The sequence below is a fragment of the Pedobacter sp. PF22-3 genome (assembly GCF_026239555.1).
Taxonomy (GTDB): Bacteria; Bacteroidota; Bacteroidia; order Sphingobacteriales; family Sphingobacteriaceae; genus Pedobacter.
Genome location: NZ_JAPIVP010000033.1, coordinates 1 through 15,807, shown reverse-complemented (window position 1 = coordinate 15,807; position 15,807 = coordinate 1). Strand labels below are relative to the sequence as shown.

The 15,807-nt window shown below is 38.6% G+C and carries 16 protein-coding genes; 2 read left to right on the top strand and 14 right to left on the bottom strand.

Features of this window, described 5'->3' with window-relative positions:
• From OQX63_RS23085 to OQX63_RS23050, 8 genes are all read right to left on the bottom strand, one after another.
• A partial coding sequence (locus OQX63_RS23085) for a hypothetical protein (protein WP_265853152.1) occupies positions 1–211 on the bottom strand: 211 nt, incomplete at its 3' end.
• Positions 212–245: 34 nt separating this feature from the next.
• On the bottom strand, positions 246–3,851 hold the full coding sequence (locus tag OQX63_RS23080) for a hypothetical protein (protein WP_265853151.1): 3,606 nt from the start codon (positions 3,849–3,851) through the stop codon (positions 246–248).
• 375 nt (positions 3,852–4,226) lie between these two features.
• A complete protein-coding gene (locus OQX63_RS23075) occupies positions 4,227–4,772 on the bottom strand; it encodes a hypothetical protein (protein WP_265853150.1) in 546 nt (181 codons plus the stop codon).
• 1 nt (position 4,773) lies between these two features.
• Positions 4,774–5,964, bottom strand: a complete 1,191-nt coding sequence (locus OQX63_RS23070) for a hypothetical protein (protein WP_265853149.1) — start codon at positions 5,962–5,964, stop codon at positions 4,774–4,776.
• 3 nt (positions 5,965–5,967) lie between these two features.
• Positions 5,968–7,914 carry a type II secretion system protein GspD gene (locus OQX63_RS23065; protein ID WP_265853148.1) on the bottom strand — a complete coding sequence of 649 codons (1,947 nt, stop codon included), beginning with the start codon at positions 7,912–7,914 and terminating at the stop codon, positions 5,968–5,970.
• The gene (locus OQX63_RS23060; protein ID WP_265853147.1) at positions 7,915–9,339 is read right to left on the bottom strand and encodes a GspE/PulE family protein; all 1,425 of its coding nucleotides are present in this window, start codon (positions 9,337–9,339) and stop codon (positions 7,915–7,917) included.
• Positions 9,329–9,856, bottom strand: a complete 528-nt coding sequence (locus OQX63_RS23055; protein ID WP_265853146.1) for a hypothetical protein — start codon at positions 9,854–9,856, stop codon at positions 9,329–9,331. The genes OQX63_RS23060 and OQX63_RS23055 overlap by 11 nt, the downstream gene beginning before the upstream one ends.
• Positions 9,856–10,272 carry a type IV pilin protein gene (locus tag OQX63_RS23050; protein ID WP_265853145.1) on the bottom strand — a complete coding sequence of 139 codons (417 nt, stop codon included), beginning with the start codon at positions 10,270–10,272 and terminating at the stop codon, positions 9,856–9,858. The genes OQX63_RS23055 and OQX63_RS23050 overlap by 1 nt, the downstream gene beginning before the upstream one ends.
• Positions 10,273–10,641: 369 nt before the next feature.
• Between OQX63_RS23050 and OQX63_RS23045 the strand changes: the two genes are divergently transcribed.
• On the top strand, positions 10,642–11,622 hold the full coding sequence (locus tag OQX63_RS23045; protein WP_265853144.1) for a hypothetical protein: 981 nt from the start codon (positions 10,642–10,644) through the stop codon (positions 11,620–11,622).
• Positions 11,623–11,728: 106 nt separating this feature from the next.
• Complete coding sequence (locus OQX63_RS23040) at positions 11,729–11,881, top strand: hypothetical protein (RefSeq protein ID WP_265853143.1); 153 nt, start codon at positions 11,729–11,731, stop codon at positions 11,879–11,881.
• A 68-nt stretch (positions 11,882–11,949) separates the two neighbouring features.
• Here the strand turns inward: OQX63_RS23040 and OQX63_RS23035 are convergent, their stop codons facing one another.
• The 6 genes from OQX63_RS23035 to OQX63_RS23010 all read right to left on the bottom strand — a co-directional run.
• Positions 11,950–12,333, bottom strand: coding sequence for a hypothetical protein (locus tag OQX63_RS23035; RefSeq protein ID WP_265853142.1), 384 nt, complete (start codon positions 12,331–12,333; stop codon positions 11,950–11,952).
• Positions 12,333–12,566, bottom strand: coding sequence for a hypothetical protein (locus OQX63_RS23030; protein WP_265853141.1), 234 nt, complete (start codon positions 12,564–12,566; stop codon positions 12,333–12,335). Before OQX63_RS23030 ends, OQX63_RS23035 begins: the two co-directional genes overlap by 1 nt.
• 43 nt (positions 12,567–12,609) lie before the next feature.
• Positions 12,610–13,125, bottom strand: a complete 516-nt coding sequence (locus OQX63_RS23025) for an RHS repeat protein (protein ID WP_265853140.1) — start codon at positions 13,123–13,125, stop codon at positions 12,610–12,612.
• A gap of 26 nt (positions 13,126–13,151) precedes the next feature.
• Positions 13,152–13,967, bottom strand: coding sequence for a hypothetical protein (locus OQX63_RS23020; RefSeq protein WP_265853139.1), 816 nt, complete (start codon positions 13,965–13,967; stop codon positions 13,152–13,154).
• 555 nt (positions 13,968–14,522) lie between these two features.
• A complete protein-coding gene (locus OQX63_RS23015; RefSeq protein WP_265853138.1) occupies positions 14,523–14,867 on the bottom strand; it encodes a hypothetical protein in 345 nt (114 codons plus the stop codon).
• A gap of 3 nt (positions 14,868–14,870) precedes the next feature.
• On the bottom strand, positions 14,871–15,807 hold a 937-nt coding region (locus tag OQX63_RS23010), incomplete at its 5' end, for an RHS repeat-associated core domain-containing protein (RefSeq protein WP_265853137.1).

The window sequence follows — 15,807 nt, the reverse complement described above, 5'->3', positions numbered from 1 at the left end:
TGGATACAAAAGGCACGCAGTTTACATAGCTTAAACCCGTGGTAAAAATCCGCACAGGACCAGTGGTATGGAAGCCATCAATCAGGGTTACGCTCAGAGGCGCACTGATTTCGCTTTCGCCATTATAAACAGAGACCACTTTTTGAGCAAAAGAGTTGCTGCAGAGCAGCAATAGCACTGCCGTGCAGAACTGGATATTTAGATATTTCATGAGTGTCGGTTTGTTAACTAAGATTTATTAATAATTACTGAAGAATCGTACAAGGGCCATTATGTGTCTCATCAACGAAATCAATACTTCTGGTTCCATCTGTCCATTCATAGTGATAAACGCACGTATAAGTAGTTCCACGTACTCCATTTTTAACTGAGCTTGTGTAAACTTTTGTCCCTTCCACGCATTCACCATTTATAACCTTATGATCTATCCCTTGACATGGCACATCTACCGGACATGCATTCGTTTTACCCAAAGAAACCCACCTCAAATTATTATAGCTAACGCTTATTGGATTAATATCCTTTTGCTCGGCTTCCTCTATACCAGTATTTTTATTATTTATATCTACAAGACATTTTTTATTTCCTGTAGCTTCCCAAATAGGATCATTTATTAAAAAATTATATCTATAGTTTTTAACTATATTTTGGTTTCTATCCTTTACATTTAGTAGTCTTTGATAAAGGTCATAATCAAAAAAGGTGTCTAGATTTTTTGAATCCGTACTCACTTTTATACCAACCAAAGGATCGTAAATATAACTACTAATCAAGCTGTTTGATAACCCAATGTGACTGCGAAGAGGCAATAAGAAACTCCGCACCTCCTCTTCTGAAGGAAGTTGTTTTAGTAGAAAAGCATCAGCAACAGATTTTCCTCCTAAAATATTCTCAACATTCGTGAAATTTGAGTTTTTAACTTCTGCTATTAACAACGATTTATCGTAAGCCCACAAATAACTAATTTTTGGTCCATTTGCCTTGGCAATCTCTAGCGGATTGCCATTTTCATCATATCTATAATACTGCAGCCTTGTTTCTACATCATTGTTTTTAAATTGGCTTTTAATGGTTTCAGGTAAGATAAAATCATTTACATCCCAGCCCCTGCGATATTCTTTAATAATCTTTTGTTGTTTTAATCCGTCAGTTAATTCTTCATACTCTATCACGGGATTAAAAATATGCCGGTTTATCATTTCCTGATAAGGAATCGTATTTCCAGATGCAACCATATCATGCGCATAACGGTTAACATTTGAATGCACTTTACCATCGCTATTTTTTTGTATTGTTTTAGTCAATAATTGATGGTCAGTGTTCTCATATTGATACTCTTCTACTGAAGAAATTGGCTGTTGGCCGTTTGAATCATATAAAATAGTTTCTGTTTTTATTGGATATGTCCATCTTGAAAATAAATTATATTGATTTACATTGAGGTATACATAATCACCTAAATTATTTTTAGGTAAATTTAAATTAGTTCCACCTGGGTCTGCACTAAATACATAGAAAGGATACATTGCTCTAAGCCGTGTATCATCCAAATATGTTGTTTTAACACGTTTAAGAAAAAGATATTCATTATTTCTTTTAATAAAATTATTTTGTTCTATCTCTTGATGACTATTGATACCAGTATTAGAGAAAGTTACACCTTCGATAAAATTCCCCATTAGTGCGCTTGGGTAACCATCAACAGCGTTGAGGAATACATGTTCTATACCGCCATTTTCATAATTATCGCCTGTACTTTCGACTACCCGATCATAATAGATGTGATTACCTGTTAAATCGCTAATCCCATAAACATTTCCAGATGAGAATTTAAGGTAATTTTTAGTAACATAAGAGTAAGATCCATAATTACTAAAAGTCCTTGTTCTACTTTGATATACTGGTTTCTCACTTATCATTTTCCCACTTGAATGACCATCTATTAAATTATTATAGTTATAATTTTTAACAGTTTGTTTAGCAGTTATTGGATCAAAAGTTATAACACGTTTAACTCTTACACCAGCTACTTCCTTATTTCCGGTAAAAGGATAACTATTCGCATAAGTGAACATACAATAACCTCTTGCATCTCCTCTAACTTTCACCGCTAAACGATATGTTCCAGGCTGAAAGGTAACATATATAACATTGTGCTGATCCACAACTGCCTGACCATCATTAAACTGAGTAAAACCTAACAAATAATCCTCTGCATCGGCCAACCCTGCATTAACTAAATATTCTCCGGCAGGGTAACTTGGTTGTCCACTAGATGCCCGATTCATAGGAACACACCCAATTTGCACTTTTACTGTACTTGTACATGTAACTGTAAAAGGTTCAGAATAAACTGTTGTATTATGCTTTAGTGTTGATGTAGCCTCTTTATATATGGAGAAAGTGGAATCTGGAATATCACAATCCTTATCCATTGCCATATAAAGTGAATTTGCCTCATAGTCAATATTTTCACTTGCACCCGTTGGAAAGGTAATACGATTTAATAATCCTATTTTTGCATAAGTAAAATCAGGACTACGGTCTCCATAGCCTTCATATCTAAAAGCATCAGCTATTATCGGATTAACTGGCTCAGGAATGAGAGTTTTATTATTCTTTCCATTAAAATAGCCATAGTGATCTTGCGAAAAAGAAAGCCTTGGAGGAACCTTGTCCAAATTATTATATTCAAATAGATATTTTTTATCATTTACAATTATTGCATTTAGAAACAACCGCTTATTTACATTAAGGTTATTTACATAGTTTGTATATTGGTTTTTATAAAAAGATGAGGGAGTTATAGTGTTGTAATTAAGTTGGATATTCTGTAAAGGAATATCAGCATTAGAAGGATTTTGACTTCGATATAAACCAACATTGAGCAAATAAAAATCTCCAACAAGGTCTGCTCTTTCCTCGTAATTAAATTTCAGGTAACCATTAGTAGCGGAGTTGCTACTAATGCCCGAAAGATATACGCCTTTATTATTTATAACAGTATAACTATGAACTTCTTTATCAGTTGGTCTAGTTTCTGTTGGCTGAAGATCAGGTCCATCAAAACTTGAATAATCAAAATAAATGAAAGTTTGATTGGTAGAGGCCATATATTTAAACTCACAATTCGAGTAAGATAGCGCTATAAAATCTCCAAGAGGATGTATTATACGAGTTAAGAACCAGGCATTTTTTATTTCTACACGGTATTTTGGATTAAGCGAATTAACAGAGGATGAAGATTCTATTGATGTAAATTGATATTTTATCCCATCAGCACTAGTTATGATAAACCCACCATTAATATCACCTTCGATTTTAAGGTTGTTTTGTTCTAACTTTTTTATTCCTCCGTCATAAATAATAAACCTTCCAAAATTACCGCAAAAATTAAAGGTGAAAATATCGGCCTGAGTATCATATCCATTTGTTGACGTGTTAATGTAAGAATCCAAAGCGGAACCCGTTGTACCTGGAAAGTCTATTGGTGGATTAACAAATCCACCGCCATCAGGGCTACCCAGAACAGTTCTACTTATAGCACCACCTGAGTTGAGTGTCCACCCTGTTCCCACCCTCGAAGAAACCTGATCGACCTTAAAGCCATCAGAATTATAGTCTAAACTAATTGGTAATGATAGATTTCTAGTTTTATAGGTATATAGTGGGATACTGCTTTTAGCACCTCCAGATGACATATTGGAACTGACAAGCGCATACCTCCCCAAATCCGATGCTGTTGGTGATGGCGGTAGGATATTTGGAATATCGGCTTGAGGAGAGGGGGCTACTTGACAGTAGCATAATGTATGCAATCCGATGCAGAGAAATAAAAGAATACTTTTCATTTAAATAGTTTATTTTTTTTAAAAAAGGTAGGTTTATGTTATTTACAATTAAAAATGAGTAGATTAAGCGATTAACAGTTCTTGTCAAATCCTTTTCTATTATCAAAAAAGGCACAAGGAAATCTCCTTAATCATGTTTTTTATTCACATAAGTGAATAAAAGAAAATGAGCTGGGTTTTATTTATTACTTGAACGCACTTAACATAAATTATAGAAGATTTTAATTTTTCAAGATTATTGTTTTATTCACTAATATTTAAATCTTTTTGACGAACGATGCTTTTCGAGTGACGAACGTGCGTTTTGGAGTGATGACTTATTATTATAATTATTAAAACTGCCAATTACTGAACAATAAAACTAAGTCACATGCCTTAATTCTCCTTACCTACCAGTTGTAGTTCGAGGTTAAGTTTATCCGTTTTTTCATCGTTGCCATTTGCTGTTTTTTTCATCAGTCTGGCACCTGCAATTTTGCCTATGCCGGGGCTTTTCGCCAGCGTATCAAGAAGTTTAACGATATTGAAATAACTGCCTTTAAAAATAAATTTCTGCGCCACTATACCCCGTGCAATTTCACTGGTATCTTTTTCGGCGGTGATGATATTGGGACTGAAATTGATCTCTACATTTTTGGCAATGGCCATGGCAGATACCGATTGCCACAGGCGGTTATCACGGTCTTCGGTACGAACCTTATAACCCTTTAATACCGATTGATAAAAAGCATGTTTGCGTTCCAATTGTGGGAAAGCAGCATCAGGTTCCTGACCGGGTTGTTGTGCTGTTTTTAGCTGCCTGTTCAGTACGAATGCTGAGATGGCCTTTTCAAAAGAAAACAGGTAGGCGAGGTACGTTACGGCCAGCATGAGCAACACCAATAGGATTTTTTTATTTTTCAGGTTAAGTTTGGCGAGCATATCAATATTGGATCAAAAGGTTAAACTCAAAATTCTCCGATTCTGTATCCTGCTGGTAACGCAAAAGTTTAACTTCTTTTGCCCATTTCTTTTCTTTAAGCAAAAAAATCCAGTTGTTTACAGCAGTCAGGTTATCGGTTTCGCCAGCTATCTTGATTGAGGCTAATAAATCTTTTGCATCATTGGCCTCTTCTTTTACCTGATCAAATATCACCTCGTTTAAAGTAAGCGCCCTGGGTTTGCTGCTACCAATTTCGTTCAGTAAAAAAGCATGACTATAACCGCCATTCCAGCCCAGTTTATTTAATAATATCTTTTGCTCCGTAATTTCTTTTTTCAACAAGTCGCTTTGGTCGGCTGTTGCCGTAAGTGCACCTACCTGCTCATTTAATTTCGCATTTTCTGCATTATAATGGGTTAAAGCAAAAAAGCTGATGAGTAAAAGACCAAGTAAAGCAAAAATGAAAATTCCTGCGTTTTTTTTTAATTTGGATTGTTCAAGAAAATCTTTGAAACGGTTGTCTACCTGAGTATGATCTGTTTTAATTACCGATAACTTATCATATAAAAAAAGCTGAAAAGCCAGTGCATAAGGCAGCAAAAGCGTAAATTTAAGTTTGGTATTACCCAATTTCAGGTTTCCTTTATCTTCTGCTCCTTCCTGGTAACGGTATCCCACTATTTCTCCTTCTGCAGAGGCCTCAAATTGATGTCCATTAGCCGAAAACCCTTCGCCAGCTCCGCTCAATAATTCCCAGATCGAAATTACCGGTAATGCACCCAGGCTCAGCATATAAATATTTAATCCGGATGATTGCAGTTTCCCAACGATATCATCAATCCATGTTTGCCTGACAATGCTTACCCAGGCCTGGTCGCCCATTAGCGTTTCCTGCGCATAAAAATCTTTTCTTTCAACCGATGAAAAAGTTGCTCTAAACAAGTCTTTTTTCTCTGTTCCGATACCTTTAAGCTGTTTGTGTATAATGCCTTTTCCACCAATTGATAGTGCCACGGGATATTTTCGTGGAATACGCTCCAGCACCTTGACCAAATTACCTTCTACGGTGTGGTGATCGGCCGCATCTATATTATCACCTTTTCTGGTAACTACAGCATAACTGCAACGATACTTTTCATTCTGCAATAGTGTTAGTTCTATCCCTAATATATGTTCAAAAGTTTCGAACATGGCTTAATACAAAATTGTTGGTTTAATAAAGACCAGGGTTACCACTTTGTTATTTGATTTTTCACGGCTGCTGAAGAGCCACTTCAATACAGGAATTCTGGATAGGATGGGTACACCCGAACCATTCTCACTGCTCTCGGTACGCTCTAAGCCGCCCAGTACAATCATATCTTCATTTTTAGCCCTGATGATGGAACTGAACTTACTGGTAGATTTAGGCGGTGGTGCATTTAGTGGCGGGTTGCCTATAAAATCGGATATATTTACCTTGATGTTCAGTGTAACCTGGTCATCACCTGAAACCACCGGCCTGATATCAATTTCCAGGTTGGCATTCACCTCCGTAAACTGCTCTGTAACAACAGTTTGTGCATTTAGTGAAGGAATTACGTTTTGTGTTCTCTGACTGTAATACCTTGAACTTCCGATACTTAAATTGGCAGAATGGCCATTAAGGGTAGAAAGTTTCGGAACCGAGCGGATATCTACATTGTTATTGTTTTCGAGTGCACTCAGCTTCACATAAAAATTTGGTGTTACCCTACCCAGGTTTACAGCACCATTTCTACCTAGCCTGGAAAGAAAATTGTTAATGGAATTTGCCCCAAAAGTATAGTCGATGCCTGGCAATATCTTACCTCCCGTCTGGACGCTATCCGAAACCCCGGCAGAAATACCAGTTTTAACAGTTTTACCTTTTCTAACATCCACCAATGTTACCTCGATCAGCACCATAGGCACTACCCGATCAATCTGTTTAATGTAATTCTCGATTTCATTTACCTGAGGGGAAGATCCGGAAAGCAACAGGGTATTCTGTTCGCGGAACTCTTTAATCTCTACCCCCCTCTTCCACTCATTCGGAATCATCATCTGGATCGTATCCAGCGAGCGGTGCTGCAGCTGCACAATCCGGTTTGCCCGCAGGCCTTCCAGCTTACGGTCGCCGATCAGGTAAACGCCTCCATCTTTTTTATAGGTATATTCAGTTCCCTGAAGTAAAGCCGTAAGAAATGTATCATAGCCAATGCCGCTTAATCTTGTACTTACGGTACCTTTAATATCTGAATAAATAAAATAATTGGCACCAACCTCGCTCGAGGCCGATTTAATCAGATCCAATATGGGTGTATTCAAGGCGTCGACGCTCACGGTGCGGTTGCCCTGGTTATCTTTCCGGCCATTCAGCGTAAAGTTTGATGCCCCCTGTCCCACGGCGGCTTTATTGCTTCTTTTTACCGCAGTAGCCTGATCGCCGTTTACATAAAGTTCTTCTCCTTCGCCCAGGGCCTGAAAAATAAATACCCCATCATTGGTTTTATTCATTTTAAGATCATTGGCATAGGCGAGTTTTTCTAAAGCGACCTCAAAAGGTGCTGCTGCAATAAAACCACTTACTTTTTTGCTCATTAACGCTACAGGAACCACCACATTTTTTTGTGAAAGCTGACTGATTTTTTTGGCTACCTGGCTTAAGGTATCGTTATTGAGTTCGAAACCAAGGTATTCGTTTGAAGCATTATAATTCACGCGAAAATCTTTAGGTACCACCACAGGCCGGGGTGATTGCACTTTGGTGACCGACATAATGGAGCCAATCAGGTTAATATCCAGATCGTATTCTTTGGCCATGAACAGCATCACGTTCATCGCGGTTTCGTTACGAAAATTGGTGTAAACTTTAAAATTCAATTGCGGGTCGATATTAATGTTCAGGTTATTGGCCTGCGCCAGTGCCCTTAGAAATTCCTGGGCAGATGCACCCGACATGGACAGTTGAACGGGTTGGTTTAAACCAGGTACGGTTACTGCGAGGTTGCGTAAACGCTCTTCGATAGCCTTTAACCGATCCTGACTGCTGGTAACCTGTGCCGAGGTAGTTAAAACGGATAAGTTCAATACCATAATAGTAATGGCAATGAGGGCGTTTAATATAGTTTTATTCTTCATTTAGATAGCGAGTAATAATGGGTAAATTTCTTCCATGGAGGTTAATCCATCGGCAAATAAATCAAAAGCATTTTTGGAGAGTGTACTGATCCCCTTTTCTTCAAGTGTAGTTTCAATAGCCATATTGCCTTTTCTGATTTCCTGCGAGAGATCGGCATCTATGGGAATTACTTCGTAAACAGCTTTACGCCCACTATAACCTGTGTAATAACAGTGCGAACATCCTGCGGCAATAAAATGTGCATCAACTTTTCTGGATGGCTTAAACTGTCTCGGGTAAAGTCCCTCAGTAACAGATTCTTCTTTCTTGCATTTAGGACAGAGTAACCTAACCAAACGCTGGGCAACCGTGGTATTCAGTGTGTTGGCTACTAAAAAGCCTGGAATGCCCATATCCATCAACCGGGACACAGTGCCCCAGGCAGAATTGGTGTGGATGGTAGACAGTACCAGGTGACCGGTGAGTGCCGCCCTGATGGCCATATTGGCCGTTTCCGGATCGCGAATCTCGCCCACCATAATCACATCAGGATCCTGCCTCAAAAAAGTACGCAAAGTAGCGGCAAAACCCAACCCGATATTCTCTCTTAGCTGTACCTGGTTAACACCTTCCAGGGTGTACTCAATCGGATCCTCGATCGTAAGGATATTCCTTGTACTTTTATTCAGAAGCTTTAAGGTAGCATAAAGTGTAGTGGTTTTTCCCGATCCCGTTGGCCCGCTGATTAAAATGATCCCGTTAGGTCTTTGTACGCCTTCCATATAATTGCGCATATCCTGCTCTGACAAACCCAATGTGCTCAGATCAATATCGGTACTGCTGTTGTTTAATAACCTGAGTACAATCTTTTCTCCATATAGGGTTGGCAAAACCGATACCCTGATGTCAAAAGAAGTAAAACGGGCAGAACTGAACTGGATCCGGCCGTCTTGCGGCAAGCGTTTTTCGGCAATATCCAGGTTGGCCATGATCTTGATCTTATTGATCAAAGCCGGATAGTCTTTTTTTTCGATCTGGTAACGTTCAATCATCATCCCGTCTATCCTTACCCTTACCCTCGATCTTTTTTCGAAAGTTTCGATGTGGATATCACTACTTTTTAAGCGTCTGGCTTCTTCTATCAGCACATTTAAAAAATCATCCCCCGCTGTAATTACCGAAACTTCTTTTTCTTCCCTCCCTTTAGATACATCCCCCAGGTAATGTTTGGATAACAACCGGCTGATTTCCTGTTGATCAAGCGGCAATAAAGAGATATTACAGCCCAGCATCACCTGCAGTTCGTCTTTTAGCTGATTTTCATCGCCAAGGCCATCCCAACACAACACCAAATTGCCGTTTGCTCCGCGTTCTTTCGGAAATACACGATACTCCATCGCAAATTCTTTGGATATCAATCCCAGTATTTCAGGTTTAATTTCCATAACCGAGTAAATTGATAAGGTGATCATCTGCAAGCAGGTTGATATTAGGTATAAACGAGCTGATTGCCATTAATATCATAAATATCAAAGCCTGATAACCTGCCAAAGGTATTTTTTTTCCATGCGCGGTAGATTGATAGCCAAAAATTGCGGTAAGCAAAATAATGAGCATGAGGCTTAAGAGGTAAAAAAACACATAATTTAAAAAGGAAAAACCAAAACACAGTACCACGAGGAACAACAGGTCGCCCAATCCGAAAAAGCCGTCAAAGATATTGGTCAGTTTTTTTTGTTTTATGGAAATATATCCGGTTAATACCGCAAATTGTAAGGCTAAAAACAGTCCGCTTTTACCCGCCTGTGAAATGGTTTCGATAAAACCCAATACCTGCACTGTTGCCGTTGTCATCAGCAAGAAAATTGCTGGAAACATCCACCAGTAAATTCCGCGGTATTTAAAATCCTGATAAACGATACCCGCTAACACCATAAAAATCGCCCCCTGCAACAAATACATTAATCGGCAACTATCTCTTTTAAGTTTTTATCCTGGTCGATCTGCCATACGTTATAGGTACCATCGCCATCAAAATCGGCCACAGCTGTCGCTTTGGCAGTAAAGGTATTGTTGGTAGCAGCTGTAATTTCTATTTTGTAATTGGCTTTACCATCTTTTGCATCGGATGTTAATTTTTCCTGGATAAATCCTATTTCGAGCAGATCGGTCGAATATTTAGAGTGCTCGTAAAAATAACTCTGCTCCAATTTGGCCACATGTTCCAACTGCATTTTTGCCTCGGTTGTTTTGGCTTTGGTAATCAGTGGCATCAGGTTAGGCAAGGCCAGCAAGATCAGTATACCAATAATGGCCAGTACAATCAGGATTTCGGTAAGGGTATACGCGTTGAGTTTTTTAGCAGTATTAATTTTCATTGCACACGTTAATTTGTTTGGCACATTTCTGAAAGAAATGTGATGAGGCTGTAAAATGCAAAGAAATAAATAAATTTCCCAATATTTTTGACAAACAATGCAAATTGAGTGATATTATTGGGTTTTGGAGTGGCGAAGGTAAATTTGGTTTTACCAATTGGGGAGAACAAGGGCTGTAAATTAGAACAAACTGGTTCAAAAATCTATTAATAAAACACAGTAGATACTAGGCTTATAATAATTCAATTCTCGAAAGTCAGCTAAATAGATTATACCAAGGTAGATCACTAGTTAAACAATTATTAGCGCAATATTTACTTTATTTTTTGGCTATTTGTACTTACTTTAGGTCATAACAACAATCTCATCATGAAAAAAATCTACGCAACGCTTGTAGCAGTATCAGCTATAGTTCAATTTTCCTATGCACAAAATAATAGTAACCCCTGGCCTCTTATCGGCAACGTCGGTATTGGTACAGCTTCTCCATCAACAGCCCTCCAAATTGTTCGTGGAGGAACAAACCCGGGTAATGATTATGCTTCATTAAACATTAAAACTACAGGTTCAGGTAATATTTATGGTCCTATTGTTTACTTAGATGCTACTTCAGGAACAAACGGAAGACAATGGGGCTTGGCTAGCTCAGGAGCATTAGATGCTGGTGCTACAGGTGCTTCGGGAAACTTTGCTATTTATGATGAAAGTGCGGGTTTATCCCGAATGGTAATCAACAGCCTTGGCTACATAGGAATGGGCTCAATCGCTCCTAAATCACGATTACACATTGCTCAAGACATCTCTATGAATGCGGATGTAGATGCACAACAACTCAGCATAACCGGCGCCACAGACGATGCGAAAAGATTAGTGATTGGTTATGATGTTAACGGTGCGGGCTTTGGTTACATAAAAGCAGGATGGTATCAGCATCAATGGACTAATTTATCACTACAACCGAACCGTGGAAACGTAGGTATCGGAACTACCCAGCCCGATGCTAAATTAACTGTTAATGGTACAATCCATTCAAAAGAAGTAAAAGTGGATACAAGTATACCTGTGCCTGATTATGTATTCGAACCAACTTATAAACTTCAGCCATTAAGTGAGTTAAAAACCTACATCGAAATCAACCATCACCTACCTGAAATACCATCGGCTGCTGAAATCAACAAAAATGGACTGCATCTTAGTGAGATGAACCTTAAGCTGTTAAAAAAAGTAGAAGAATTGACGCTATATATGATAGAAAAAGATAAACAAGTAAGTGAGCAAAGCAGACAGCTAGCCGAACAACAAAAAATAAACAAGTCATTGCAGGATCAGATAAATAAACTTACTAAATAAAGAACTAACACCTTTCCAACCCTGAAATAAGAAAAGGAACTGAACTGGATAGCTAGCTAAAAAACGATGTATGCTTCAGAACACATTGACACAATTATAAGAAAGCATGAATAAATATTTTACAGCAACTTTCGGCAATTCATTGCTTGCAAAACGCTTTGGCAATGGCTCCAAGATTACCCTGCTCACTAAACTTCATTCCCGTACTTATGGGGCCATTAAAGCAAGGCTAATTAAAGTTAGAATGATACATAAATAAGAAAGTCCAGCAGGCTTTTAATCTGCCGGGCTTTGCTTTTATTTATATATTTTGGTACCAGTCTAGAATTAATTGCAAAATTTTTCCATCAGGTACATAGAATAAAACGGAGCAGTTACAATCATCAATAAAGAAAAAAGAAAAAAAGCTACGCTAAAAACAACTGAAGCCGCATTACTATTAAACAGTTTCGGTTTTTCAGCAATGATTATTTCCATTTTTTTTGATCTGTAATAAATTTGGAAATTGAGCAGCATAATAGCTCCTGCAACAACCAACATTGGCCACTTAGGGATATTGTAACAAAAAATAGTTATGGATATTATATTTAATAATCCATTAACAATAAAGCTCTCCATTGCACTTAAACAGAAGATAACTGTAGAATGAGGTTGATCATCCGGAAGAATCTTCGTATAAAATAGATAGTAGTAGTAATAAAGAATTTTCATTAAGGTTTCAATTTATCAATCATTTCTTGTAATTTTTCATTATAGCGTGGGTATTCATCTCGTTCAACACCTAACAAATCCTGAATTACCGGTCTCACATTTTTTCTATATCCGGGATCACTCGCAATTTCACGACCGATTTCCCATCCAATGCCCCAACCAGCACCGGCTGTTCCTCCGAATGTAGAAAAAGTATTGCTTGCTTGTTCCATGACATACATTTCATCACTCATACGCCTACCATTATATTGTTTTTTTCCACTGAGATAATCAGAGTTAATATTGTAAAAAATTGTAAAGTCCAACTCCTCTCCCGACCCACTTAAAGCCTTTTCCTACAATTTTAGATATGCCTTTCGACTTTGTGATCATTTCAGCGCTCTGATATTGATTGCCTATATATCGTTGTGAATAATTTCTCATTTGACTTAAACTGTACCATGTATTTTTATTGTGCATCATGTTTTCAGCTCCCGCTGCAGTCGCTCCTATCAACGTAATAATAAATCCAGTTTTGCTACTTGAGTTTCCCCTAGCAGTTACTTCACCTAATGAAATTACATCTTCTTTTGGGTTAAACGGCCTAATGCCAGGAGCTGGTGGAACGATTTGATCAGGCTTAATCGTATCTAAACCAAATGGATCAATGTATATCATTGGATTATTTAACACATAATGATAAGCGGTTGTATTAAAATGATATTCTGAAAGTCTATCAAGGACATTCCATCTCCCAATCACCGGATCATAGAACCTTGCGCCGTAATCATACTGCCCCAACTCTTCCTGCAACTCCTTGCCATTATAAAGATACTTGTTCAGCCCGGCTTTGCAACAGGTTCCTTTCTTAAACCGAAAGCATAATAGTTATCTTGCTGTAAAACCTCCAATTGATTGGTTACAGGATTTTTATAGAAAGTAGCCCTTATATTACCCAAATGATAGCTTAGATTATACTCATAACTGTAGCTGCCATTGTTATTGCGGGCTATCCCTTCTTCAGTATGGATAATATCAATAGTGGTACCATCTGGCTTGTATTCTATCCCACCAATATAATTCCTTACCGTGCCACTGCTGTTCCTGGCCAGTTTGTTACCCACAGCATCGTAAGTGTATGGCAGGTTAACTGCCGTACCAATGGCACTTTTTGCGGTTGCCGGTAAGTTCAGATAGTTATAGGTAAAATCAACTTTGCTCATACCATCTTTAACGGCATTGCCGTTGGCGTCATATTCATAGTCCCTTAAGGTTAAACTGCTAATATTCTTCAGCTTATTGCCAGAGTCATAGTTATACATTTTGATGCCTGCATTGTCGCGGTTAAGGCTTTTGATATTGCCCATTATATCATAGGTCAATGCTTCGCTCATCGAAACACCTGCTGTTGTAGCAGCGTTTTCCAACCTGTTCAGTTTGTCATAACCATAGTTGAAGATGTTTGCTGTTGGATTGACTGTATTTGTCCAGTCCCAGTATTGCTTGGTGATGTTACCGTTGTACCCCTGTGCGGTGCCATCCTGGTAATCCAGTTTCATGCTAAACTGATCCGACGTACTATTCTTCATCCAGCCACGTTCGTTGTAGACAAAGGTAGTAGCCTGTGCATCGTTGTGCAGGTTCTTTTTGGCCAACTGGCCGATCTCGTTGTATTCGAGGTGGTTCAGCGCAACATCTGCCTGGTTGTTGATGTTTTCAAAAGTGGCAATCTTGCGGCCTGCGTGATCGTACTCGTAGCGGTTGGTAAGTGTTTGTAAGAGATTTTAAAGCTAAAAAAGCTTATCCAGGATAACAACCGACACCTGGAGATTCTCCAGGCCCTGGCCGCCGGCACCCACCCCATAACAGGTGAAATATTCCCTGCAGATAGCCCATACAACCAGCCCCAAATCATCAGGGCGCTATTCTTTGCACTTGATGAACTTAGGGCGGTAGCTGAAAAAGGTAACCAGGGTTTGGCCTGGACTGAAGAGGAAGATAACCTGCTCACACAACGCTTCAGCGAATGCTCCAAGATTACCCAACTCGCCAAACTAAATTCCCGTACCTATGGAGCCATTAAAGCCAGGCTAATCAAACTCGAACTCCTACAAAAATAGAAAAGCCCAACATTTTTAGATCGTTGGGCTTTGTTATATAAGTTACATTTTGGTATTAGCGAGACGCCAATACTGGTTAGGTTTTCTTCATTATATTTGTCTTTTGAATACTCCTAGTGAGTTCAAAATATCATTTGAGCGTTTCCTTGCTTCTTTCCAATAAATATCTTTCCTAAAAGAGTCTTTATTCCACAAAGCTACAGGAATTTTACTAATAACATTTTTCAGTTCAGCTATATTATTCATTTGATCTTTAGTCAACATCCCACCTTGTTGTAATGGCAGCAAACTAATCATATCAAAGAAAGTATAATAATCACCTTCTAGTTCACTTAAATAATCTTCTATCTCACTATCTGAAATTATATTAAAATCTGGGCAAACCATAATTAGCACATCCACTAACAAGTTATACACTTTTGATAATTCAATCATATTTTAATTGTCGACATTTATTATTTTTGATTTCTCATTTGTAGTTGTTTTATAATTCCCACCAACAACTTTGTTTTTACCTTGTCCACTGTTAACCTTATAATATTCTGAATTACCATGTCTTGAATTACCTTCTGTATATGAAACAAACCCATCTTTACCATCCTGTAAAAACTTCCATCCTGCCGACCCATCATTTAGAGTACCCTGTGTCCAGCCTGGTCCTAGACCAGTAGCAACCTCATCGGCAGACTTACCCCAAATCTTCACTGGATCACTTGCTAAATCTGCAAATGATTTTATTTCTAAGCCTGATAAATCTGCAGCTGCACTCCCAGTCGACATAGTTTTTAATGTGCCGACAGCTTTACCAGCTAATGAAGCCGCTCCCTCTGTCACAACCGCTGTTGTTGTATTTGCTGCCTGCCGCCCAACTGCATCACCAAATGATTTTCCATCGCCACACGCTAGAGCCTTTACTCCTTGAACAACGTCTTTGGCGTTATTAATTACAACATTTACTGGCAGTGCTTTCGCATAAGTCTTTGCGTAAGTTTTAGCTAACTGCCCAGCAGACATATTCCCCAAACTCTTAACTTGTGATGGGATACTTTGGACAGCACGAATTGCAGACGAATAATATCCTTTAAAAGACTTTTGCGCGGAGCTCCATGCATCACTGAGAAATCCTTGCCCAGGCCACATTCCATCAGGGTCAATAAAATAGATGGGATTATCAAAGCCATAATTATATGGCGACCATCTTCTGCCAAGCTCTGCTTTAGGATCAATTACATTCCACCTCCCTATTACCGGATCATAGAACCTTGCCCCATAATCATACTGACCTAACTCCTCCTGCAACTCCTTGCCATTATAAAGATACTTGTTAAGCCCCGCTTTTGCAACCGGTTCTTTTCTTAAGCCAAATGCATAATAG

Coding starts and splice junctions, on each gene's coding strand:
- OQX63_RS23080 (WP_265853151.1), bottom strand. CDS start 3,851: ATGAAAAGTATTCTTTTATTTCTCTGCATCGGATTGCATACATTATGC.
- OQX63_RS23050 (WP_265853145.1), bottom strand. CDS start 10,272: ATGAAAATTAATACTGCTAAAAAACTCAACGCGTATACCCTTACCGAA.
- OQX63_RS23015 (WP_265853138.1), bottom strand. CDS start 14,867: ATGATTGAATTATCAAAAGTGTATAACTTGTTAGTGGATGTGCTAATT.
- OQX63_RS23070 (WP_265853149.1), bottom strand. CDS start 5,964: ATGTTCGAAACTTTTGAACATATATTAGGGATAGAACTAACACTATTG.
- OQX63_RS23075 (WP_265853150.1), bottom strand. CDS start 4,772: ATGCTCGCCAAACTTAACCTGAAAAATAAAAAAATCCTATTGGTGTTG.
- OQX63_RS23030 (WP_265853141.1), bottom strand. CDS start 12,566: ATGAGTGATGAAATGTATGTCATGGAACAAGCAAGCAATACTTTTTCT.
- OQX63_RS23045 (WP_265853144.1), top strand. CDS start 10,642: ATGAAAAAAATCTACGCAACGCTTGTAGCAGTATCAGCTATAGTTCAA.
- OQX63_RS23035 (WP_265853142.1), bottom strand. CDS start 12,333: ATGAAAATTCTTTATTACTACTACTATCTATTTTATACGAAGATTCTT.
- OQX63_RS23065 (WP_265853148.1), bottom strand. CDS start 7,914: ATGAAGAATAAAACTATATTAAACGCCCTCATTGCCATTACTATTATG.
- OQX63_RS23040 (WP_265853143.1), top strand. CDS start 11,729: ATGAATAAATATTTTACAGCAACTTTCGGCAATTCATTGCTTGCAAAA.
- OQX63_RS23055 (WP_265853146.1), bottom strand. CDS start 9,856: ATGTATTTGTTGCAGGGGGCGATTTTTATGGTGTTAGCGGGTATCGTT.
- OQX63_RS23060 (WP_265853147.1), bottom strand. CDS start 9,339: ATGGAAATTAAACCTGAAATACTGGGATTGATATCCAAAGAATTTGCG.